This is a genomic window from Pedobacter sp. Bi126 (assembly GCF_918698245.1).
Classification (GTDB): domain Bacteria; phylum Bacteroidota; class Bacteroidia; order Sphingobacteriales; family Sphingobacteriaceae; genus Pedobacter.
Map to the genome: position 1 here is coordinate 1,139,215 of NZ_CAKKMS010000002.1, position 23,952 is coordinate 1,163,166.

Below are 23,952 nucleotides of genomic sequence, written 5' to 3' on the forward strand. Positions count from 1 at the left end.
TCCTATTACATACCTATCATCATAGAGTAATTTTGTTAAGAATTAAAAACAAGATAAAATATGAAAATAGTAATTGTAGGTGCATCGGGCACCATGGGGCAGCATTTAGCTGATGTACTGGAAAAGGAAAATCACGAAATAATAAGAGCCAGTCGTTCTTCACAGAATATAAAGGTCGATACGACATCTATAGAATCCATAGAAGAAATGTTTGCGAAAATAGGCGCTTTTGATGCCTTGATTTCTACAGCAGGGGAAACTTTTGTTGGTCCTTGGAAGAATTTGAATAACCAGACCTTCAGAAAAGGAATTGAAGGAAAAATGATGGGACAGATTAATTTAGTATTAATTGGTCAGCAATACATCAATCCAAAAGGTTCATTTACACTTATCACAGGAGCATTAACCAACGAACCGCAAGTTAATTTTGCCAATGCTTCAGCGGCAAACGGAGCCGTAGAAGGTTTTGTAAGGGCAGCTGCAATTGAATTGCCAAACGGCATCCGGATCAATGCAGTGAGCCCAACAGTCATTGAAAACTCGCCCCAATATTTCCCTTACTTCCCGGGAGAGATTCCAACAACGATGAAGCAATTGGAATTTGGCTTTAAGAAAAGTCTGTTTGGTGCCGTAACAGGACATATCATTAAACCATAAATAGCCGGCATGAATACTAAGAGTAAAATTATCCAATCTATCAAAATTTGGGTAGTAATCTACCCCTCGATAACACTATTTTATGTATTATTTGGCACGTACTTGTCTGGAATTCCTTTGTATTTAAGAACGCTGATCTTAACACTGATATTAGTGCCCTGGATGGTATTTGTGGGATTACCACTTGTACATCTTTTGCTGAAAAACATGACTAAGAGTGACAAATCCTGACCAAAGAATTTTTAATAAGCAAAGAGAGGTTGTTACAACGGCATTTGCATTGCCATTATGTTTAACCATTTATAGAAAACAAAGGAATGACCAACAAGAAACAATTTGATGTAATCATCATAGGAGGCAGTTACGCAGGGCTTGCTACAGCCATGGCATTGGGCAGAGCACTGAGAAATGTGCTTATCATTGATGATGGAAAGCCCTGTAACAGACAAACACCATATTCACATAATTTTTTAACGCAGGATGGGAGCACACCAAAAGAAATCTCAACACTTGCAAAACAACAGGTATTAGCATACAATACCATTACTTTTTTTGAGGGTCTTGTTGTTAAAGGTGTAAAAACGGAGAGTGGTTTTGAAGTACAAACCGAATTGGGCCGCGAATTTGCATCAACCAAGATAGTTTTTGCCACAGGAATTAAAGATATAATGCCCGAAATAGTTGGATTTTCTGAATGTTGGGGCATTTCCATTTTACATTGTCCCTACTGTCATGGTTTCGAGGTAAAAAATGAAATTACCGGCATTTTGGGTAATAGTGAATTTGGATTTGAGTTTTCAAAACTTATTTCCAACTGGACAAAAGACCTGACACTTTTCACAAACGGAAAGCCAACGCTGAGTGACGACCAAAAGGCAGGCCTTAAAAAGAATTCTATAGAAATATTAGAAAAAGAAATTAAAGAATTTGAACACCTAAATGGACGACTTGAAAACATCATTTTTAAGGACGGTTCAAAGCAAACAGTCAAAGCCATGTACACCAGACTCGCCTTTAAACAAACCTGTACTGTTGCAGAACAATTAGGCTGTGACTTAACCGAAGACGGATATATAAAAGTTGATGCATTTCAAAAAACAACTGCAACAGATGTGTTTGCCTGTGGCGACAATACAACGCGAATGCGGGCGGTTGCAAATGCAGTCGCGGCGGGAACATTAACGGGCATGACAATAAATAAAGAATTGGTTGATTTGCATTTTTAAAATACATGTTTTCTTGCTGGTTTAATTTTGACATTGCGTATTTAGGGAAGTCACGCTAGTAGTGCCCGGTTATCGACTTGATAAAAACTACGCTTAAGAAATTAAAATCCGATTACAAAGCAAAATAAATAATCTTCATTATTACCATAATTGGCTGATGTGGCGGACTGGAGCCAGTTAAAATTTTAGTGATAATGTAAAATGACAATTTGTGTTTTTCCATTTGCAGAAATTGTGACTGAAATATATTATTTTCTGCAAATAAGCAAAACTGTTGAAATACCTTTTAAAATCCAGTTCGATGTAATAGATGAAAATGATTTTGATGAAGATGGGAAATAATGGAAAAGATCTTGATACCCCATCAGAACATTATTATTAATTATTTTTCCCTATCTTTAAATAAGAATTTGCGTTAAAAAAATAGAGGTGAGCATTTGGCGCCTTAATGCAAAAAAAATAGACATAAAACACCTATATACAGAAACTTAAATCGACAGGTTCGACTTCCTTTCTGGAGTCGAACCTGTCACTCTCGCTCAAGCTTCAAATAAGTTGCAATCAAGCCGTTTCAAATTTATCGCTCAAATTATTTCAAAATTTTCAAATCTGCGATACGTTTCGAATCCTCAATAAAAAGGTTCGTTAATTGTCTCGTCGGGAGCTCTAATCTAGAAAAACATTCTAAGTTTAACAGTTCCAAGGCTTTTTTAAGGAAGTAAAAAAGATTTAGGTATCAGTTGTGACACCATCCCAATCCTGATCCATCAACCTGATAATCCAGTTGAGCGCATAGTGTCTTTCATAAACTACACTTTTATCAAGGTTTCCCGGAACCGGCTCATTATTTACCCTGGAATTAACACATGCCCAGTCTAAACGTAATATCAGATCGGCCTGATCAAGAATCTCGGCCTTGCTCCTAAGTTTTGCCTGCTCCCTGAATTCTTTTTTGCTCCGCGAGAACAAATGCTTTACATCACTCCCTACATCACAGCGTTTATCCGGGTATACCAACGTATCGATATAACCCAGTGCCCAGAGCATAACATGATAACCCTCCGCCCTCCAGTTGGCATCTGTTAGCTGCTGTGAACTGGGATTTTCATTAAGTGCAAATTCTTTTTCAGCAGCAGTGAGCTTTTCCATCACCTTATACTTTTTTTCAACCTCGGCAAGCATTTTTTTGTCAGCTTTTTCACTTTTTAGCTCCAGATAGCACAATGCTATCGCCCTGTCGACGATTTCATCACTGGTCCTAACAGCAACCTGGTCCGCCGGATCTAGGAACATTGCATTGGGATTGGTATAAATGGGTACTGCATGAAATCTGCAGACCGCCTCCGATCTTTTCCGCCTTTCAATCTGCTCTTTGGTAGCCTGAATATTCTCTACCGGCACAGACATCGCTTTAACAGCCTCAATAGTTAAGGGTTTATTGTTGGGCCTATCCCCACCGCAGCCAAAAAGCGTGAGAAATAAACAGATTGCAGTTACTGTTATGGATCGTTTCATTTTGGGTATTTCTGGTTATCCAATGCATTAGCCTCAAGACTCGACTCTTTGGGCTGATCATTTTTTTCGTCAACGGCCAACAAAATACAAATATATCATATATAATCCTATGGCGAGGTTATCCGCGATAGCTTCCGACTATCTCATATTTTACAGCGTTCCCAGATCATCCCTTTCACTTCATCCATCACTCAAAGCGCCGCGAAAAAGCCCCTCCCGCAAAACGATCAGGGCTTTAGACAGCTAAGCCAAACCAAAAAATCGACTGATTTTTTCAAGCAGGGTTAGCAGATCCAACAGAAACTCAAGGTAAATCTCCCCGTCTGATAAAAAGTCGGTCAGCCGCTTTTCTTCGATATCCTCAAAAGACGTATCCACCCAGATTGTCCCATGCATATCTAATCGCAGGCCCTCGACATACTCCTCCAGCTCGACATACGAATCATCTGACGAATTCTATTTCGTCTACTTAGATGAAGATAGGAATGATCCACTTGTGTACTCATTTGATGGGGACAGGTTATATGAAATTGGTTTAACTGATTTTAACTCACTTATTCATTCAACGGAAAAAAAATCTTAGTAGCTTTATCTATCAACTGTATTTCTGCCAAATGAAACGCAGTAATAGACCTATCTTTAATGAATCAATATTCTCTACTTTCTTATCCAAACACCGATTCTAATCTATCTAAAAACGTTCAAAATTTTTATTCCTTTATTTCTAATCGAAATTTGTCAGGAGCTATTTTTTTATTGAACAAGGAATTGATGTAACAACGAATAGCAATCAAGCCATTCTAAATGCGGCTTTAGTGAGTGACTTGAAGCAACTAATTTATTAGTAAAGCATGGAGCCAATCTCTATACTCAAAATGAAAAAATCATACTTTTCGCTGCAAAATTTGGTGATCCACTTTTTATCCGAGATTTAAATGCTAAATATGAATTCTCTCAGATAAGTAAAAACAAAACGCTTGTAGTAGCTTGCTCAAGAGGCATTAGAACTTCTTCTTTATACCTTATTGATTCCGGAGCAGAAGTTAATGCCTATAATTCATTGTGCTTACAAATAGCTTTACGTAATCATCATTTCTATTTAGCAACTGACTTACAAATGATCTTGGAGCTAACAAAAGAGTGAATTTTGGTTTTCTTTTATTGTTTAAAGAAGGAGTAGAGCAACAAGTGACGCATAAATATTCAAAAAAGATGCTGTTTGATGATATAAGTTTTCTTGATTCCTTAAGAATCATGTGGACACCAATTTCATTAATCGAATTAGAAGAATGGATCTCAAGGGGAGAATCAAAACTCGAAGGTGAGCCATTGAACTTTTGGAACCTGATTAAAATTGTGCCCCAGAAATGGCAGGAAAAAGAATATGGAAAGGAGGCCGGAGGATTTTGGGTGGTCGCAATCTTCGGTAATGCGGTAGTTTTCTATAATGATATCGAAGATGGGTTTAATATTTCGCCATATGCAGCTTATGGACAGATTAGCGAATATGCATTGTGAACAAGCCAAACTTGATTGGATCATAGAACGACTTTACAATTCATTAAAACAAAATGCTCAACTACCAATGCGCACAAGTGACTTGACAAGCAAAATGTTTGCATATCGATACCTTAAAGATATCGATTACCTGAGCCTGCTTACGAATGTCGATGCGCACCGTTGGTGTGGAATGGATTTACGGAAAAGATTTTTAGAAAATATCCAGCCGTTGCTTAACACATTGCTCACCTTCAGCAGTTCCGTCTATCCTTTGACCTACCTGATGATCACCACCCAGCCCGAAGCAGCCTTTGTCCCATTGCCTGTAAGTATTGTATAGAAGTAGGTACCCACCGGCAGATCGGTCCCGTTATAAGTGCCGTCCCATGGTTTCTGATAACCAACAGAGGAAAATAACCTGGTTCCGCCCCGGTTAAAAACCTCAACCCGGCAATTTGGATACAGGCCGATATTTTGGATATTCCACTGATCATTCACCCCATCCCCATTTGGAGAAAAAGCCGTTGGAGCCTCAACTGCTATACTTCCTGGAATCACCGTCAATATTCCATGTACGTAATCAATCTGGTAATTAAGGGAAGCGGCCCCCGCAATCGAAATAACATAATCACCAGGTACAGAGGCCGGCCCCGCGTTAGTGCTTGCCACCGGCATTCCGATCAGATCCACCGATCCCTCCTGATTGACAAAGCCGCTGTATAGCAGGGTGAGTTCCGGATTGGCCTGCCCATATCTCCTCACCTTATCCTCGGCCGTTATCCTAAGCTTTGCCTTCTCAACATCAACATCGCCAGGAATAAAGTCCATCGCATAATTTCCGGCACCAAGGCTTCCCTGAACTGAAACGGGAATTGCTGCCTTGCTGTATTTGCCAACAGGATCTTTTGGGCGCATACCGGCAGTGATGTCCAGCTCAACGGTTTCGATACGGTCACCGTTTTTCAGCCCTGTGGCGATAAAATTTTTTGTGGATAAGGAATTAGGAAGAGATTTTCCATAAACTTTCTGTATTGCGGCCGGTGTTAGGGTAAGCGGGGCCGGCAGGACATGGCCAATAAGTCCGGCGAGGGATGCTGCACCGGCTCCCGGTGAAACACCACTGATCTGACCCTGGTAGTCACCTACATCAGCGAAAGCCCCCAGACGGATATACAATACTCTTTTTCCCTCCTGCCCAACCGCAACATCCAGTTCGCTTGAAAAGGCTGTATTATCCTCGCTGATCTCATAACCTTCAGGTGCAACCAGGCGGACAGCTGATGAGAGCCTTTTTCCGGAAAGGCTGAATACCGCTGCAGCCGAGGGTGTGCCATAAACCGTACCCAGTACCGGAATATTCCCTTCAAGTGTTAGCGATGGTGCAGCGGGGCTTACATTAATTTTAAAAACGACTGCATCCCCTTCACATCCGTCTCCCGTGGCAGTTAAGGGAACAGCCCTCAGGGTTGCTGTTATCGGGAGCGGTCCACTGTTCAGCGGTAAAAAGGACGCAATATCGCCAGTGCCGCTGGCAGCCAACCCTATATCGGGTCTGTCATTTGTCCATGCAACACGGCCATAACTGCCGTTGAAGGCAATGACGCTGGTAGGCCTGCCCTCGACTGCCTCTATATCTGCTATCCTATCCAATCGCGGCATTGCCATCACCGTTGCACTAACTGCTACCCGCTGGGTTTCAGCCCTGGCAGATTCTATTAGCACCTCACCGAGGATTTCACCTGCTGGAGCATCGGCTGCCGACCTTAAATAAACCTCCGCATCCCTGATCAGGCCATTCTGGTGTTCAAATAAAATGTTTTTCCCAAAACCAGAAAAAGGGTTCCCGGAAAGTTCAAAACCGGGAGGTGCCTTTAACGAAAGTGGAGCAAAAAGATTTTCGCCACCGAGGGTAAAATGCAATAAATTGGGTGACAGTGATGCACTTCCCTGACAGGAAAGGACGCTACCGCTTACGGCCGAAACCGTAATTACCGGAAGCTCATAGACAGTTCCATCCGGGATGGAAAGTGATGAAGAAGCACCACCATCGCTGAGCGCACTGACCTCGCCTTTAAATGTTCCCGCTGTATTATCTGCCCTGAGCCTGATATAAATGGTAACCGGCAAGGTTAAATCAGCGGCAGGCAGTGTGAGCTTGTCACTAAAATCAGTATTGTCCCTGCTAACTTCAAACCCTATCGGCGCGTAAACCGTTACATCGGTGCTAATGCCACTCGCCAAAACACTCACCGTGGTTGCTTCCGAAGGAGTTCCCTTTTGCGTATGCAGTGCTATCGGGTTCCCGCTGACAACCAGACTTCCCGCACCCGATGGATTGACCGTAATCTTAAAATTTACAATACCGGTATTGCAGGTGAGCCCGCCCAAAATAAAATTTCCGTGGGCACTGGACCAAACACCTGCACCCGCACTCGACACCAGTTCATTGGTAACGGTATTGATTACGGAAACGTCTCCGCTGGAGGTGTTGACCACATATAGCCAGTTGCCATCGGCGCTTACGCGGGAGCCATTCGGATAGCTTCCCACCTGCACGCGCTTGACCAGTGAAAAATCGTTAGTATCATATATTTCCACACGGTCCAGCGCAAAAATCGATGCATAGATACGGCTGCCGTCCGGACTGATAGAAAGACCGGAAACTGTTGCTGTGAGTATGGAACTGATTACCGTACCCGTTGCGATATCGACAACGTTGATTCCTCTTGAAAAACCGACATAAAGCCTTTTTCCGTCAGGGCTGCAGACCAGATGATTGGGTTTCCTACTGACCCCGTCTGTAAAAGTCCGGTAAACAACGTTATCCGCTGTATTGATAAGGGAAACGGAATTGCCATCCCCATTGGAAACGAAGAGCGTAGCACCATCGGTACTGAGTGCCATATACGCCGGCCCTGCCCCCACCTGTATGGTAGCGATAAGTGACCGGGTTAAGGTATTGACCACATAAACCGCGTTGGAGTTATTGCTCACCAGGTAGACCCGGCTCCCGTCTGCATTTAAAATCATCCTCGTGGGCTGTCCCGGAAGGGGTATTCTGGTTTCCCTTGCAAAACTTGCAGCCACCTTGAGGCTGAGTACAGGGGACCTCGAGTTGAGGTAATAAAGGATTTCCCCATCCGGGCTGAACAGTACATCCATAGGCTCATTTCCCAGTCCGACAAGAAATGTAGTTTTATTGGTTGCCAGGTTAATAAGTGCGAAACTGTTACTGACCGCTCCGGTGACAAAGGCCTGACCAGATGAAAAGGGTATGGCTTTTATCGAGGCAGTTACTGGGCTGCTGCCATTATTGACCGCTGCAAAGGAAGGTATCGGGCCAAACCCACTTGCCGGAAGTCCCACAGCGGGGTTATCGTTCACCCAGTAATAGTTATTCCCGGCAAGATCGACTGCCTTTGTAGGAGCGCCGTTTGCAACGATCTGATCGGGAACAGACGGGATAGTTCCCCTGATCGCCGCGGTAAGTTTCACTGTCTTTGTCTGTGCCCTGGCTGAAGATGCAGTGACCGTTCCCTCGATCATCCCTGCAGGGGCCTCGGCAGATGAGCGGACATACAATATGATTTCATTTACCTTCCCTCCCATAGCCTCGACGGTTAGACTGCCTGAATAAGCTGTTTTAAGATTTCTTGAAATCTCAAAGCCCGGGGATACCGAGAGCATGATCCCTGAACGGAGATTATTCCCGGAAAGATTTAGCCTTAGAACAGCGGGTGACTGTGAAACACTTCCTTGACAGGCAAAAATGTCATGATAGGATTTGTACAATTCAATAGTCTGCCCAAAGGCACCTGTAGTGAGAAAAACAGTCAGTAGAAATAAAAAGAATGTCTTTAAAGGTTTCATAACAGATGAGAGCTGAAAATTCCCTGCAAAGATAAACTAATTTATCAAAGGCTACCCCCCCAACTTAGGTATGAAGAGATTTACCGACTGGTTTCTAAAAAGGCAGACGGGGTTAAGTACAGGAGGATTGGGTGGAATTTGAATTGAAATTTAAAGCAACAACGATGGCTGTGTTATCGCTCGTCGCAACGAAGTGAAAGCTTACGGCATTGCCATGGGTGCACCATTCTTTAAGATCAGAGAAGAAATTAAAAAACATAACATCGCTGTGTTTAGTAGCCACTATACCGTATATGGCGATATCAGCTCAAGAGTAATGACCAATCTTTAAAGCCTTAAACACAAGCCGAATTGCTCCTGAAAATTCAGCTCAACAAGATGATTTTAAAAATCAAAAAGGTCATGTAAAATGCGCAAACATCAACTTCCAGGTTCGCATTCATTGCTAATATTTCAAAGAAGGAGGTGCTTATTTTTTCTGAAAATGAAAAAGGACTAACGGCGAGGAACCCGAGCCAGTAATTAAAATGAAATAAAGTATTTTACCGTTAGTGTTCTTGGGTAAGCATATCAGTAAGCGGTGGTTTACCCAGCTCGTTGGCTTCAACTGTCAGCATCGTTCGGTTCCAAATGGCAGATACCGCACCTCTGTTTCACCAGCCATGTACCTGCCTTGGTTAGCCGCTTTACGGTAAACCGATAGTGTTATCTTTTTATGGGAATCGACCAGCGTAAAAACAGTTGATCGTTAGGCCACTTTTTGACCATAACATAAAGCCGAGCTTAGCGGCATAAGTGCCGAGTGGCGCTTGTTCCTTGGCATAAGCATAGTTTTTAGGATCATGTCCTGCTTCCAAAGCAGGAAAGAATTCCAGTACGTTTGTTTCCATGTTTTCAAAATTGATTGTTCAAAATTGGCCAGGAAAAAACAGGGTATATCCAATATTGGAGAGATTGGTTAATTGTATGGGAATAAAAATACCCAAACATTAAATGAATGCCTGGGTATTTTATGTTATTGATCAATATTATTTGATTCTGGTAGGTGGAATAGTATCTCGGCTTAATTCTTCACCGGCAGCACCATAGTTGACCACAATGTTATCATCTTCTATGGTAGCCATCGTCGCAACCGGAGCAACCTTCGATAAAATAATATATTTCATGCTTCTGGCTTTAACCCATTTGCCCAATGTTACGCTGTAAACCCCGCCAGCTTTATAATACCAGCCCAAATCTGCTACGCTATTATTATGATAATTAAATTTGAGTGTATTGGTTCCCTGTAAGTAATAGGGCTGATATCCCTTGGTTTGATCAGAACTATCCACCTCTAAAGGATCATAAACATCATAAAAATCGGTATTGGCAATTAAATAACCTTGGGCAGGCGGACCTGGTGTAAACAAACTTCCTCCGTTATGTACAAATACCACATCCATTGGTCTGGTGGTTGATGTAACGGTTGTACCCTTAAATGCGGCAATACCGTAGGCATTACCGCTATTGGCCAGTAATGTACTTGTAATCGACCCGAAGCCATCACCTGCGGTGGTGGAATAGTTAATTGCCCTGATATATTGCGCGGCAGGAATTGGGGTTGAGCCAGAACTATTGATCATTTTACCTGTTCCGCCCACATAAAAATAACCTCCTTTTTTCACCGAGCCGCTGGTTAGGTTAAACTTATAGGTACGTAGCCCGCCAGTGGCCCAACCATTGGCAGGAAAACCTGTTGGTGTTGAGGCACCGGCATTATTTGTAGTTACCACCGAAAATGGCGTAGCTGCGAAATTAATATCTCTTGTCGCAATAAACTGAATGTAATTATTGTTTGCATTAGTTCCTTTGGGATCAGGAATCCACCCTGAGATAATGAAGTCAGGGATTTCCGGCGTTGAACTTAAGGTGATTACATCTTTTATTGTTCTCATATGGTGCTCTGGAACCAGAGTTCCCGTGCTATTCACTTTATTGATGATAATACCATAATAGTTCGCCGAAAATTGGAGCACATTGTTTGCAAATGTTGCATTGGCGTCTGTATGTAAAGTAATATCGCCAAAACCATCGTTTAACTTTTTATCGCCCGATAGTATATCGGTAGGTGTTGGAAGCGGATCAAAACCACCCTTTACAATTGCCAATAAAGTACTTTCGTATCGATCAGGATTAGCAAGAATAAAACTACTGGGCACCCTGTTTTTGGCAATTGTGCAGTTTGAAGCTACTTTTTTAACAGCCGATGGACTTAGGTTAGTGATTTGTAAGTTACCGTTTACGCGTTTTAATACGCCACCTTCTACCTTTATCTGGACAGAATCGCCGGGAACATATTTAGCCGCTTCGGTACCTAAAGGGATTTGAATACCACGCAATTCATTTAACCGGATACGGTCCTGAACAATAAGAACACCTTCGGGCAGGTTTTTACCAGCGTGGTCTGAAATAACGACTGCGGCAATACTATTGGCGCCAAACATGTTGTCTGTACTTAAAGTCACATCCTCACCTTTATAAAGGTTTCTCAAATCGAAAAGCGGAATATAATTACTGACCACACCTCCCGGATAATTCGATTTTTTACAGCCAGTCCATATAAAAGGAACGGTAAATAAAAGAATGCTATATAATAATATCTTTTTCATTTTAATAATTTTAGTAATTCCGGATCAAGGTTTTTGCCACCAAACGTTAGTTGATATTACATCTGGCCCCTGCGCGGCAACGGCAGCCTGGTAATTTGTCGGGTTTGCAGATTGAACATATACCGGGTAGGTCATCCTTGCGGGCATTACACCGCCGTTTCTTAAACCAGGACCTTTTGGCAGCACCGGGTGTCCTGTGCGGCGATACTCGAACCATTGTTGCATGTCTACCAGAAATAACGCATAATATTTCTGTACGTGAATCTGTTCGAGCTTATCTTCAGTTGATCCTGTATTCAACCAGTCAATATCTGCATCATTCACATACTTTGTAAATACGGGGCTGGTAATTGAGGTAGGGAAATTGGGCACCCAATAGTTTATCGCTGCAGTCATACCACCGTAGTAATAGTTTTCTGCTGATCCGCCGATATAACCTTTTAATGCTGCCTCGGCTAAAATAAACTGCACCTCAGCGTAATTCATCAGGATTCCGGTTTGTGCTGACTGTTGCAAAGATCTGGCACCAATTGCTACACTTGAGCTGGTTTGATCATAAGAATAAAAATAGGCCTGTTTAACCACGCCTGCACCAATAGCATAACCACTTGGCACCCCCACAAAGCCGCCGGGCCCCTGCGAGATACCCAATCGGTTGATACCGTTATTTGCATAACCATTGGCAGTGTTGATATCTATACGCGGATCATTCCAATTCGCCAACCGCTCAATGAAAAAACTTCCAATGGCTGGCGATCTAAAATCCTGTACCCTTACGCCATTTACATATGGATTAACGAAGGGGTCTGTTCCGGTTAAACCGGTCCATTTTAAAGTGGCCGATTCTGTATTATTGGTCATGATAGGGTATTTTGCAGGATTGGCATCTACAATCTCTTTAATTTTTGCGATTACCTGCGCAGCCACTTCTGCTTTACCCGAAACCCTTAATAACAACCTTAAATATAGGGAATTGCAGAATTTACGCCATTTAGCAATATCGCCTTTAAAGATTGGATCGCTTGAAGCTGTAATGGCCGTTCCTTCTGTTAATAAAGCATTTGCCTCTTCCAGTTTTTTAAACATATCCAGGTAAATGGCCTGCTGCTGATCAAAGGCGGGTTCTAAAACGCCGCCAGTACCTTGATTGGACTGGAAATAAGGTATATCGCCATAAGTATCAGATAACATGGAGTAGATCCAGGACTGGCACACCAAAGAAATGCCCTGGTACGATTTATTTTCCATACCGGGTTTTCCGGCCAGTTTATAAATGTCTTTAAAATTGGTTAACTGTATGTACCAGGCATTCCACAAATAATCTGAATAGGTATTCCTGTATTCATATCTGAAAACAGTACCATCTCCATCGCTAATACTTACCGTTACCTGCATAAGCTCATTGTTAAAGTTACGGTTACGGATCATCCCAGGGGTAAGGGTATTGACCAAAGCCGGAGCCAATAATTTATCCGGTGTGGAAGTCAGGATATTGATTGGATCAATATTAACCTCCTGAAAATTTTTATCGCAAGCTGAAAGCGCCGTCATCGACATGCCTAAAACTGCAATAACTTTATATAGATTCTTTTTCATTTTTTTAAAAGATTATATGCCTATTGATAAATTGAAACCATAAGTTCTGGTTGAAGGAAACTGACCGATTTCGAAACCGGTAACAATGTCAGAACCGCTAAGTGTACCAAATTCCGGATCGAACATTGGCCATGGCGACCAGATGAACAGGTTACGTCCGTACACACCAAAAGTTGCAGATGAAAGACCTAATTTTCTCAAGAATTTAGGGTTAAACCTATAATTTAAAGAAGCTTCCCTGAATTTGATAAAATCAGTACTGAATGTACTTCCTTCAGCATTATCGGCCCCCATCTGCGAACGGTAATATTCGTCAATATCATAAGCGATAGTCGTGTTTGGTACGTAAGAGCCATCAGCCAGTTGCACCACACCATTACCAATAATACCGTTATATCTACCAGGTAAAGTGCTGGTTAATTTACCTTGCTCGACCATTTTGTAGTTTAACAAAGAGTGCGCAACTGCACCTACCTGAGCATCGAACAATACACTTAAACTCAAACTTTTATAGGCAAAGGTACTTCCGATACTGAATTTATATTTAGGCATGGTATTTCCTAAGTAAACTACATCATTGGTAATTTTTGCAAAGCCGGTTGTTGCATCGTAAACCACGTTTCCCTGCGGATCGCGTACATAACCCCTACCGTATAAATCGCCCATACTACCACCAACCTTCGCTACAATCTGGCCGCCCGCTACCGGACCGGTACGCAGGATGATCGAACTATCAGACAATGCTTTAATGACGTTGGAGTTGGAAGCAAAAGTGGCATTCATAGTCCACTTAAAACCACCTTTTGTAGTAATTGGTGTTCCGTTTAAAGCGACCTCAACACCCGTATTATTTACCTGTCCGGCATTGATCAGGGCCTGGTTAAAACCCGAGGAGCGGTCTACAATCCTGGTTAAAATCTGGTTTTTGGTATTTCCTGCATAAACTGCAACATCAAAGCCTAATCTGCCTTTGAATAAACTTACCTCTGTACCTACCTCATAGGTGGTCGTTTTTAAAGGCTTTAAATTTTCGTTCGGTAAAATAACCGGGTTTACCAATGAACTGTCTGGATAAGTTCCATTAGCGGCTAAAGAATACGTATACGCCGTACGGTAAGGGGTGGTACCCCCACTGCCTACCTGTGAAACCGAAGCTCTTAATTTGGCGAAACTAATTACCTTAGGTAGTTTAAAGAATTCTGAAAGTACAAAACTGGTACTGATTGCCGGGTAGAAGAACCCCACATTATCTGTTCTGGTGGCTGTAGCCAATACACTGCTCCAATCTTTACGGCCGGTAAGTTCTACATACCAGTAATTTTTATAATTGGTCGATAAAACCCCATAAAAACTATTGATCCTGTATCTGCTCGTATCGGGAATAGAAATTAACGGGTATAAATTGTTGGTTAGTTCATATACATTCGGAATGACAAGACCATCGGCACGCAGATCCGATTTATTGTATTTGTTTCTTAACTCGCTACCGCCCACAGTGGCATTGACCGTAAAATCTTTACTGATCTTTTTTTCATATCTTAACAAGAAGTCGATATTGGTTTCTTGTGCCTTAATGTGCTGTTGACGTACAGAACCCTGTGGCAAGCGGCTTCCGGCATCATACGGACGCTCCTGAGCACGTCTTTCTTCAGAATAATCGATACTCGATCTAACTAACAAGCTCAATTCTTTATTGAACTGGTAGCTGGCCTGAACATTTGCTGTAAGGTTGTTACGGCCTGTTCTGTTTATAAATTCATTGACTACTGCATATGGGTTTTCGGGAAATGAACTAAAAGGATATTTGATCGATAAATTTTCTTTACCATTTGCCCAATAATTCTTGATCCAATCGATACTGGCATTCGGCTGCCAGAAAATGAACCAGTACATTAAAGATTGGTTACCATAACCTGCGCCAGGTAAGTTATCGCTAAAACGGTTGCCATAATTGATTTTGGTTGTTATTTTTAACTTCGAGCTTACATCTGTATTGGTTGATAAGGTAATCGTTGTACGCTCAATACCGGTTTTAGGCACAATCCAGGTATTGTTCTGGTTCGTAACCGAAAAACGGGAGGTAGTATTTTTATAACGGCCATCCAAACTTAAAGAATTGGTCAGGTTTTCGCCTGTGCTAAAAAAGTCTCTGATTTCGTTTTTATATGGTACCCATGGTGTTCTGGTTTTACCTGTAGTTTGCGTAACCGGATCGTATTGGAAGAACATCTGACCATCGAAACGCGGTCCGTAAGCCGAGCTGGTTCCGCTTGTACTTGCACCATCGGCAGTTGTACCGTAAGCGTAATAAGGAGCCCCGTCTAAACCCTGGCCATATTCATATTGTAAATCAGGCCAACGGTTTACTTCTTCAAAAGATCCGTTAGAAGTAAATTTGATACCTACTTTTTTACGTTTCGAATTGCCCGATTTGGTGGTGATGATAACTGCTCCGTTTGCACCACGCTGTCCATACAAAGCAGCAGCTCCAGGGCCTTTTAACACGGTTACACTTTCAATGTCTTCCGGGTTGATATCGTTGATCGAACTCCCGTAATCGGCAGGCATATTATCGCTACCGGTACCGTACACACCGTCCGAACTGTTTGCAGTTCTTCTGCCTCCGCTGTTGTTAATGACTACTCCATCTAATACAATCAAAGCCTCATTATCTCCGGTAAGGTTATTCTCACCCCTCAAAATAATTTTATTTGAACCTGCCGGACCGCTGTTCGATCTGATCAGGTTCAAACCCGCAACCTTGCCCGAAAGCGCATCTGTCCAGTTGGTCGATACCGCATCGGTTAACTGTGTACTATCGATTTTGGTTACGGCATAACCCAGTGCTTTTTCCTGTCTTTTAATACCTAAAGCGGTTACCACTACTTCATTTAGTGAATGATCAGCCGCTTTTAACTGAAAATTAACCTTGGTTGTAGCGCCATTGGTTACTTTTACCTGTTGTTTACGTGCTACTTCATAAGAAATGAACCTCGCCTCGATGGTATAGGTACCAGCAGCCACATTCAGGTTAAACTCGCCATTATTATTGGTTTGGCCCAACAGATTTAATTCTACTACTTTAATCGTTGCAGCTGGTACCGGATCGTTGTTTTCATCAACCACCATACCTGTTAATTTCCCTGAAACCATATTTTTTGGGGTAATAACAATACTGCCATTCGCATTGATATTATAATTAAAAGGCAATCCTTTTAATAACAGGTCCATTACCTCATTTACAGGACGTAAACCACGTGCAACGTAAACCTTTTTCTGATCGTTTAACAGGGTATTATTATAAGCAATCGTATTTCCGCTAAGCTTTTCTACATTTTCAAAAGCTTTTTTTAATGTTATTCCGTCTGCTTCGAATAAGATCTTCTTATCCGATTGTGCATTTGCATTATTGCTGATCGAGAGCATACCAACAACAATGAATGTCATCAATATGGTCAGTTTTGAGTGATACTGATGGATGTTTTTCATCCACCCGGTATTAATTTTCATATCTTTACTAAGTTTTACTTTTTCAAATGAGTTTAAACAGTTTTTCCGGGTCCGGAATGTGTTCAGCATTTCGGACTATTTTATTTTTGTAACCTTATACCATATCTACTTTCATAATTTATTGTTCATAAATAATTACCTTGTTTTCATAGATTTTATATTTTGCACCAGACAGCCTGGCAATTACTTCCATAACCTGATTTACAGTACTTTTATTAAATTTTGCGGTAAGTTTCATTGCTTTTAAGGTTTCGCTTTTAATTACGACCTCAACATCATATTCCCTGGCAACCATTTCGGCGATCTCGCTTAACGGTTTACCGTAAAAAAACAGTTTGTATTCCCGCCAGCTGTCAAAATCAGTAGCGTTTACAACAGCTTTGGTGGACGCCCCACTTTCTTTTGTGATGTTTAGCTGCTCGTTTGGCAAAAGAAATTTAACAGGTTCTGCTTTGCCGTTATTTTTTACAATAACCCCCACTTTACCGGTTTGAACGGTTATGCTGATTGCTTTGGCAGACTGGTAAGCATTAATATTGAATGAAGTACCCAAAACAGTTGTGCTTACTTTCCCGGTGTAAACCACAAATGGCTGTTTATTGCGATGCTGCACGTCGAAAAAAGCCTCGCCCTCGAGATAAACTATTCTTTTGCTTGCATTAAAGTTTTGGGCATAGCGGATTTTACTATCGCCATTCAGGTAAATATTTGATCCATCGGGCATGGTTATCAGTCTTTTCTGCCCTTTCGGATTATAAATCTCCTGGTAAGTAATAGCAACAACTGGTTTTGCACGGTTAACGTTAAAGTAGATGACCGGCAACATTAAAATGACGATTGCAGCTGCAATGCTGATGTACCTCCGGTAGTTGATTTTTTTGATTTCTGCAGTTTGCACAGCTGTATTTTTTGCCAGGTGCTGCTGAATGGATGCCCAGCTTTTCTGCTGGTCTGCAGGCTTGTTCAGAAACTGATCTGCTGCTTCGAAGGCCTGTAACGTTTCCCTGAAAAGCTGCTGGTTCTGCTGACTGCTTTCCACCCAGATCAGTAAATCGGTAAGGTCTTCGCTTCGGATCGTTTTCTTGCTGTAATCTTCTATTAATTTATAGTAATGTTGGTCCATTATTCCTGCTGTTCTATGGGTAAGACAGGATAAACGGAGAAGATACGTAGCTAAAAAAGTTAAGTTATGATTAATAAAATGTTAACAAGCCGGATGATGTATACCGAATTAAAACCGGCATTTAAATGGCCGACCGATCGGTTGCCAGCTGCCTGAAGCTTTTTACCGCCTGGTACAACAGTGTTTCTACAGTTCTCACAGAGATACCCAATATCTCTGAAATCATATTTTTTCCCAGCAGGTCGATCCGGCTCATGAGCAGCACCTCGCGCTGACGTTCGGGCAGCAAATTAATTAAGCCGATAATTTCGGTATACGATTCGCGGCTGGCCAGCAAATCATGTGGATTTAAATAAATATCGGGATAACTCAAACTATCCTCGTGATCGCTTAAACTTAACGTGTTTAATTTTACGCGTTGTATTTCATTATACGAAAGATTTTTGGCTGAAGCAAAAAGATATTTTTTAATCGATTTAATCTGCAGGTCATTCCGCTTGTCCCACAATTTCATAAACAAATCTGCAATAAGTTCTTCGGCCTTACTAAAATCCCGTATGTAGATGGATGTGAACTTACATAAGGCCGGATAATACCTATTGAACAAAGTTTCAAGAGCAAGGCTATCGTCATTAACTAACAAAGACATTAAATCTTCGTCACTCTTGCTTACATATATGTCCTTCATGCGAACGCAAAATTAGACAATCAAGGTTACGGCAACATTAAGAAAACTTTGCGTTTAGGTTAGCGATGTATTAATTTGGTTGAATCCAAATTCAAAACATATTTTTGCAGCTTATTCAGTCTTGATACCAAAGGTAAATAACTTCTCCTAATACCGTCAAATTCGTTAGTACTGCTACTATCGATTTAAGTAGGCACAGTGTTACCTACAACCTCCTGTCAATTCCTACATCATTCTCTCATCTAAAAAACTATAAAACCCATATCTTGAAACGATCAGGTGGTCATGCACACTGATCCCTAAGATATCCCCCACCGGACTTCAGTTTTCTGGTCAATGCCAGATCAGCATCACTCGGAGATAACTCGCCACTTGGATGGTTATGTGCCAATATAATTGCACTCGCACAGGCCTTCAGTGCAACCGCAAAAATCACCTTAGGATCAGCAACCGTTCCCAAAAAACCGCCTTGTGAAATATTCACCACACCCAATGCCTTACCCCTCCTGTTGAGCAAAATCACTTTAAACTCTTCCACAAGCTCCAACCTTCCATTATCCCAACGACCTCTCAAAACCTCATAAGCTCCCCTGGAAGAGGTAACCTGTGGCAACTCTGCCATTTTCAATGCCGGACGGTAACTGATCTCAATCTCTGCTACTTTAAAACTTAAATTTTCCATAATTTTTCTGATTTAATTATGGAACCCAGCAAGGTTCAGCTTCTGCCAAAGCAAAAGGAGGAACGGAATAAATGGGTAAGCGGGCAAAGGCTAGGTGTGTTTATGCCGGAAATTCCTTTGCGTGCCAGAAATGAACCTTAAATTGGTCAGAATTAAATAAGAAAAGCACCTATCTTAAAAAAAGTTAAAATTTCTTTACTGTGAAATGGATTGCATGTGTAAAGCCTCTATGGAGGCAACAGCAGATTCAATAATATCATCTTCAAAAATATTTGAAGCTGTTCCTATAATTTTACACCACTAATATTCGCTATTGAGAAACAGCACTCTCATGTACCTTCAACGCTACCGCAAAACCACATTAGAATAAGCGACAGCTCGCAAAAAGTCACCTTCTCAAATATTCACTCATCAAATATCAGGTCCTAAATGGTTTAAGATTCAGCAAGTTATCAACACACGGGCGAGATAACCACCGACGTTATTTTAGTTTTTGCATTGCTACTTTTTATTTATAAAAAAACTGATTTACAGATAGATGTATTTTCTGTATCGGCAAATAATCCAGCAAAATAACCGCTAATTTCGATAATTTAACCAATTTTTTTGATGGTGAATCGCCTTACACTGCCATTTTCTATTTAATATTCCCTGTATATACCGTTGCATATCCAGCTTGAAAAATTATTATCTTTACAGACAATCGAAATATGAACGTAATTGAAAGAAACAATGTAATTGTCAAAGGAGCTGGCGCTAATGTGATGATATTCGCACACGGTTTTGGCTGTGATCAGAACATGTGGCGTTTTGTTTATCCTGCTTTCGAGCCTGAATACAAGATTGTATTATTTGACCATGTTGGCGCTGGCAGCTCAGATCTTTCGGCTTATTCCTACAAGAAATACGATAATCTTGATGGTTATGCCCATGATATTATAGAAATTGCAAACACGCTGAAAGTCAAAGATATGGTTTTTGTGGGGCATTCGGTCAGTGCAATCATGGGCCTTATTGCAGCGGATATCGCCCCTGAACTGTTCAAAAGCATTATTCTGGTTAGTCCTTCCCCATCTTATATCAATGATGAGGGATATATCGGTGGCTTCAACAGATCTGAGATTGACGAGTTACTCGAATCATTAGAAAATAACCACCTTGGCTGGTCCATGGCCATGGCTCCGGTTATTATGGGCAATCCCGATAGAAAGGAGCTTGGAGGTGAATTATCCAATAGCTTCTGTAAAACAGATCCCGAAATTGCCAAACATTTTGCCCGTACTACTTTTCTAACCGATAAGCGTGATATACTTCAACAGGCCAAGATACCTTCACTGATTCTTCAATGCAGCAATGACATAATCGCACCTGTGGAAATTGGCCATTATATGCATGAGCGTATGCCAGACAGTAAACTTGTCATCATGAATGCTACAGGTCATTGCCCAAACTTAAGTGCTCCAGAAGAAACCATTGCTGCCATCACTAGCTATCTCCATGGATTATAAGCTGTTCCCTGATTTGTCTCCACTGGCAAAAGATTTTGAAGATTTTTTTGAGACCTCGCTATGTGGTTTTGTGATCACGGACGGAGAAGGGAAAATTGTCAGCGTAAATAGGCGCACAGCAGAATGGCTAAACAGCACTCCAGATCAATTTCTCGGCAAACGTTTTTCTGATCTCCTGGCTGTTGGTGGTAGGATTTATTTTGAGACACACCTTTGGCCTTTACTGCGTATGCAAGGGTATTTTGATGAGGTAGCTGTTGAACTTGCCAATTCAGGTAATGGAAAAATGCCTATCTACATCAACGGTTATGAAAGAAAAGGAGACAATAACCAACCTCTTTTCATGCGCTTTACCTTATTTAAGGCATCAGACCGAAGGTTGTATGAAGAAAATCTCCAGATTGCTAGACAGCTCGCCGAAGCCAAGTTAAACATCGAACAGAAAAACGCCCAGATCAGAGAACAGTTTATTGCGGTATTGGGACATGATCTGCGTAACCCCTTGGGTGGAATTATGAGCGCAGCTCAGCTGCTTGCAAGAACAGGAGTTAACGAGCGCGAAGAAAGACTTGTCAATATCATACAGTCAGGTTCTAAAAGGATGCATGAGATGATCAACAACATCATGGACTTTGCCCGCGGTCGTTTAGGTGGAGGCATTCCCGTAAACCCTGTAGTAGTTGATCTTGAAAAACTGCTTAACCAGATAAGTGATGAATTAAAGGTAGTGTGGCCAGATAGACAGATTGAGTCCAATTTTGAAATCAGTGAACCCATAGAATGTGATCCCGCGCGAATCTCCCAATTAATATCCAATTTGCTCGCTAATGCAATTACACATGGATCAACCGAAACGCCTGTATTCTTCAAAGCGCTGGTAAACGAAACCTTCTGGGAGATTTCTGTTACCAATAATGGCAATCCAATCCCTAAGGAGGCAATGGCTGGGGTTTTCCATCCATTCCATAGAGAAGATGCACAGTCAAGTCAGAATGGTCTTGGATTGGGATTGTATATTGCCTCTGAGATAGCAAAGGCACATAATGGAACTTTGACCGTGACTTCAGACGACCACCAAACCTGTTTTACATTCCGTGTTCCCGTTGCAATCCAGATCCTACCCAAATAATCGCTTAGGTTGTTCTAGTTCCGTTGGAAACCATTGATATTTCAGAAATATGTATTTTATATGGATGGGCTTTATAGAAAAGTCTGTTAACGGAGTAGAATGCGCAACAGTAAAAGCCAAGCCGGTTAAAAAAATCAACGGGACTGTTTGCCCGACTAAGCCTATGCTTTACCATATAAATAAGAACCGTTTAACAAGCATTTTACGGGCTTCGGTACATTACTATAATACGCTTATAAAACTTTCAGTAAATCATTAAAATTCCGGTAACATATCCGTATTTAGCTGGCATATTTTTCTGATGAAAATTGCCTATATTGTTCATACTTAAGAGCCCCTCATCTGCCTCGATTAACTCAGAATAAAATAAAAAAAGGAATAAACATCCATAAATCAACTACAACAAACACAATCAGGTAAAGGGATCAAAACCCTTTCGCCGATACCTTAGTATAAATCTAAAACGCGATGAAAACAGAACTTTTACTGTATCTAGGAAAATGGACATTGCTATTGACGTTGTTCACGCTCAGCACTCAAGCTCAGCAACCACGGAAAACAGGTGTTCAAAAAAAACAGCCTGTAAGCAATACACCAGCAAAAAAGTTAGATATATATGTCGGTGGTGCCACCTATAATGAAAAAACACGTAAGCACACCGCGCTATATTGGAAAAACGGAGTGTCTGTGCCGTTAACCGATGGCCAAACGGATGCTGAAGTTAGGGCCATGGCTGTAGTTGGCAATAATGTGTATGCCGCAGGAACGGTTCACGGTCAGGCTGTATATTGGAAAAACGGACAAATGATCTCTCTTACCAATACTCCCGGGAATTATGGCCGCTCTTCTGGAATGACGGTATCGGGCAATGATGTATACGTTGCAGGCTATGAACGTGATTACCGGAGACAGATATATGATATTGCCAGATATTGGAAAAATGGCGAGCCGGTAGAGCTGCCTACCGGGAATTATCATGGGGGAGCTATAGGCGTAGCGGTCGCCCACGATGATGTCTACGCGGTAGGTGCAGGAGATCCGATGGGCACAAATAATGGACCTAAAGCTGCCTATTGGAAAAATGGACAGCGAACCGAGGCGCGCAATAGCGCATTTTACAGGATACTCGGTATCAGCATTATTGGCCCCGACATTTATATCATGGGAACATCCTCCAAGCAACAGGCCACCTATTGGAAAAATGGACAGCATGTAGAACTTACCAATGCTAAAGATCCATATACGGATTATGCAGCGGCTACTGCTGTGGCAGTGGAGGGTAACGACATCTATATTGCGGGTAACGAGGGAGGCCGGGCAACCTATTGGAAAAACGGGCAACCCTTCATACTCGGAGAAGTTCGCCAGGATTCTCCTTTCTGTACAATAGCGGTATCAAACGGTGATGTATATGTTGCAGGGGGGTACGCTTTTTGGAAAAACAGTGAGAAAGTTGAACTTGCAAAAGGACAGGACGACTGGGCAATAGCCAACTGCGTCGTATTGGTAAAACAAGGTATGGCAAGTTCCACAATACCAAAAACATTAAAGGCATCTACTCCCGCAGTAGAAAAAACTGTATATACCCCACCTTCTCCTCCCGCTCCCCCCACGCCACAGGAGCAGGCTAACAAATTTCTGGCCGACAATAAGAAAAAACCTGGTGTGATTACCACCGCAAGCGGTTTGCAGTATGAAGTACAGAAAGTAGGTACAGGCCAAAAACCGGAACGGGCAGACCAGATAAAATTCAATTTCCGGAGAACAACCATTATCGGTAACCAGATTCAAGACTCCAGTGAAAGTACCAGAACCAATACCATGTTTATTAAAGATGCACTTCCAGGACTTGCCGAAGGCGCCTTACTAATGAATGTGGGAAGTAAATATAAACTTACCTTTCCATACAACCTGGGCTTTGGCTCATTTAAAACCAATGCCCCTGCTGGTTCAATTCTTATTTTTGAAGTGGAATTATTGGAAATAATCAAGTAATACTATGGCAGTGGATAACCATTTAATTTGGCCTCTTTTCTACTAACTGATTAAATAATGATAGAAAATATCTTTAGGTGTCTGATGTTGTACCGATATCAGCAGAGAATGTCTGGAAATAAAAGCGAAGTGTTTTTTACGCTAGAATGAAAATTCTGTTCGGCGCGGGAACCCCGGCATTTGCAAAATAACAACGATATCTGTCTCCATGACTAGTCCTAAAGTAATTGATGCTGAATTATATTAAATGACTTCCGGCAATCCATCACTCGGAATCAGTGAAAGCTTTAGGGGAATGGTGATAC

At 41.7% G+C, this 23,952-nt stretch carries 16 protein-coding genes and 1 pseudogene; 7 read left to right on the forward strand and 10 right to left on the reverse strand.

Annotated elements, in window-relative coordinates; translation table 11 throughout:
• Positions 1-60 precede the first annotated feature (60 nt).
• A complete protein-coding gene (locus LQ201_RS09885; protein ID WP_230141931.1) occupies positions 61-657 on the forward strand; it encodes a short chain dehydrogenase in 597 nt (198 codons plus the stop codon).
• A 317-nt stretch (positions 658-974) separates the two neighbouring features.
• Positions 975-1,883, forward strand: a complete 909-nt coding sequence (locus LQ201_RS09890; protein WP_230141932.1) for an NAD(P)/FAD-dependent oxidoreductase — start codon at positions 975-977, stop codon at positions 1,881-1,883.
• 729 nt (positions 1,884-2,612) lie between these two features.
• Here the strand turns inward: LQ201_RS09890 and LQ201_RS09895 are convergent.
• A complete protein-coding gene (locus LQ201_RS09895) occupies positions 2,613-3,398 on the reverse strand; it encodes a DUF4272 domain-containing protein (RefSeq protein ID WP_230141936.1) in 786 nt (261 codons plus the stop codon).
• A gap of 1,254 nt (positions 3,399-4,652) precedes the next feature.
• Here LQ201_RS09895 and LQ201_RS09900 point away from each other — a divergent pair.
• Positions 4,653-4,916: a hypothetical protein gene (locus LQ201_RS09900; RefSeq protein WP_230146633.1), complete on the forward strand. Its 264-nt coding sequence runs from the start codon at positions 4,653-4,655 to the stop codon at positions 4,914-4,916.
• A gap of 258 nt (positions 4,917-5,174) precedes the next feature.
• Here the strand turns inward: LQ201_RS09900 and LQ201_RS09905 are convergent, their stop codons facing one another.
• Positions 5,175-8,507 (reverse strand): MBG domain-containing protein, encoded by a 3,333-nt coding sequence (locus LQ201_RS09905; RefSeq protein WP_230141939.1) that lies wholly within the window; start codon positions 8,505-8,507, stop codon positions 5,175-5,177.
• Positions 8,508-8,940: 433 nt separating this feature from the next.
• Between LQ201_RS09905 and LQ201_RS09910 the strand changes: the two are divergent.
• Positions 8,941-9,099: pseudogene (locus tag LQ201_RS09910) on the forward strand (Y-family DNA polymerase); the annotation flags it as partial.
• 382 nt (positions 9,100-9,481) lie between these two features.
• Here LQ201_RS09910 and LQ201_RS09915 read toward each other — a convergent pair.
• The 8 genes from LQ201_RS09915 to LQ201_RS09950 all read right to left on the reverse strand — a co-directional run bounded on the left by LQ201_RS09915 (position 9,482) and on the right by LQ201_RS09950 (position 19,015).
• Positions 9,482-9,658: a hypothetical protein gene (locus tag LQ201_RS09915; protein WP_230141941.1), complete on the reverse strand. Its 177-nt coding sequence runs from the start codon at positions 9,656-9,658 to the stop codon at positions 9,482-9,484.
• Positions 9,659-9,796: 138 nt separating this feature from the next.
• The gene (locus LQ201_RS09920; protein ID WP_230141944.1) at positions 9,797-11,416 is read right to left on the reverse strand and encodes a DUF5689 domain-containing protein; all 1,620 of its coding nucleotides are present in this window, start codon (positions 11,414-11,416) and stop codon (positions 9,797-9,799) included.
• Between the two features lie 24 nt (positions 11,417-11,440).
• The gene (locus LQ201_RS09925) at positions 11,441-13,012 is read right to left on the reverse strand and encodes a SusD/RagB family nutrient-binding outer membrane lipoprotein (RefSeq protein WP_230141946.1); all 1,572 of its coding nucleotides are present in this window, start codon (positions 13,010-13,012) and stop codon (positions 11,441-11,443) included.
• A gap of 12 nt (positions 13,013-13,024) precedes the next feature.
• Positions 13,025-16,522, reverse strand: a complete 3,498-nt coding sequence (locus LQ201_RS09930; RefSeq protein ID WP_230141947.1) for a SusC/RagA family TonB-linked outer membrane protein — start codon at positions 16,520-16,522, stop codon at positions 13,025-13,027.
• Between the two features lie 118 nt (positions 16,523-16,640).
• Positions 16,641-17,645 (reverse strand): FecR family protein, encoded by a 1,005-nt coding sequence (locus tag LQ201_RS09935; RefSeq protein WP_230141950.1) that lies wholly within the window; start codon positions 17,643-17,645, stop codon positions 16,641-16,643.
• 121 nt (positions 17,646-17,766) lie between these two features.
• A complete protein-coding gene (locus LQ201_RS09940; RefSeq protein ID WP_230141952.1) occupies positions 17,767-18,333 on the reverse strand; it encodes an RNA polymerase sigma factor in 567 nt (188 codons plus the stop codon).
• A gap of 225 nt (positions 18,334-18,558) precedes the next feature.
• Complete coding sequence (locus LQ201_RS09945; RefSeq protein WP_371823042.1) at positions 18,559-18,648, reverse strand: JAB domain-containing protein; 90 nt, start codon at positions 18,646-18,648, stop codon at positions 18,559-18,561.
• The gene (locus tag LQ201_RS09950) at positions 18,617-19,015 is read right to left on the reverse strand and encodes a JAB domain-containing protein (protein WP_230141954.1); all 399 of its coding nucleotides are present in this window, start codon (positions 19,013-19,015) and stop codon (positions 18,617-18,619) included. The genes LQ201_RS09945 and LQ201_RS09950 overlap by 32 nt, the downstream gene beginning before the upstream one ends.
• Positions 19,016-19,725: 710 nt before the next feature.
• Between LQ201_RS09950 and LQ201_RS09955 the strand changes: the two genes are divergently transcribed.
• The 3 genes from LQ201_RS09955 to LQ201_RS09965 all read left to right on the forward strand — a co-directional run bounded on the left by LQ201_RS09955 (position 19,726) and on the right by LQ201_RS09965 (position 23,647).
• Positions 19,726-20,523 (forward strand): alpha/beta fold hydrolase, encoded by a 798-nt coding sequence (locus tag LQ201_RS09955; protein ID WP_230141956.1) that lies wholly within the window; start codon positions 19,726-19,728, stop codon positions 20,521-20,523.
• A complete protein-coding gene (locus LQ201_RS09960; protein WP_230141958.1) occupies positions 20,513-21,652 on the forward strand; it encodes a PAS domain-containing sensor histidine kinase in 1,140 nt (379 codons plus the stop codon). Before LQ201_RS09955 ends, LQ201_RS09960 begins: the two co-directional genes overlap by 11 nt.
• A gap of 468 nt (positions 21,653-22,120) precedes the next feature.
• Entirely contained in the window at positions 22,121-23,647 is a 1,527-nt protein-coding gene (locus tag LQ201_RS09965) for an FKBP-type peptidyl-prolyl cis-trans isomerase (RefSeq protein WP_230141960.1), read from the forward strand.
• The last annotated feature ends 305 nt before the right edge of the window (positions 23,648-23,952 follow it).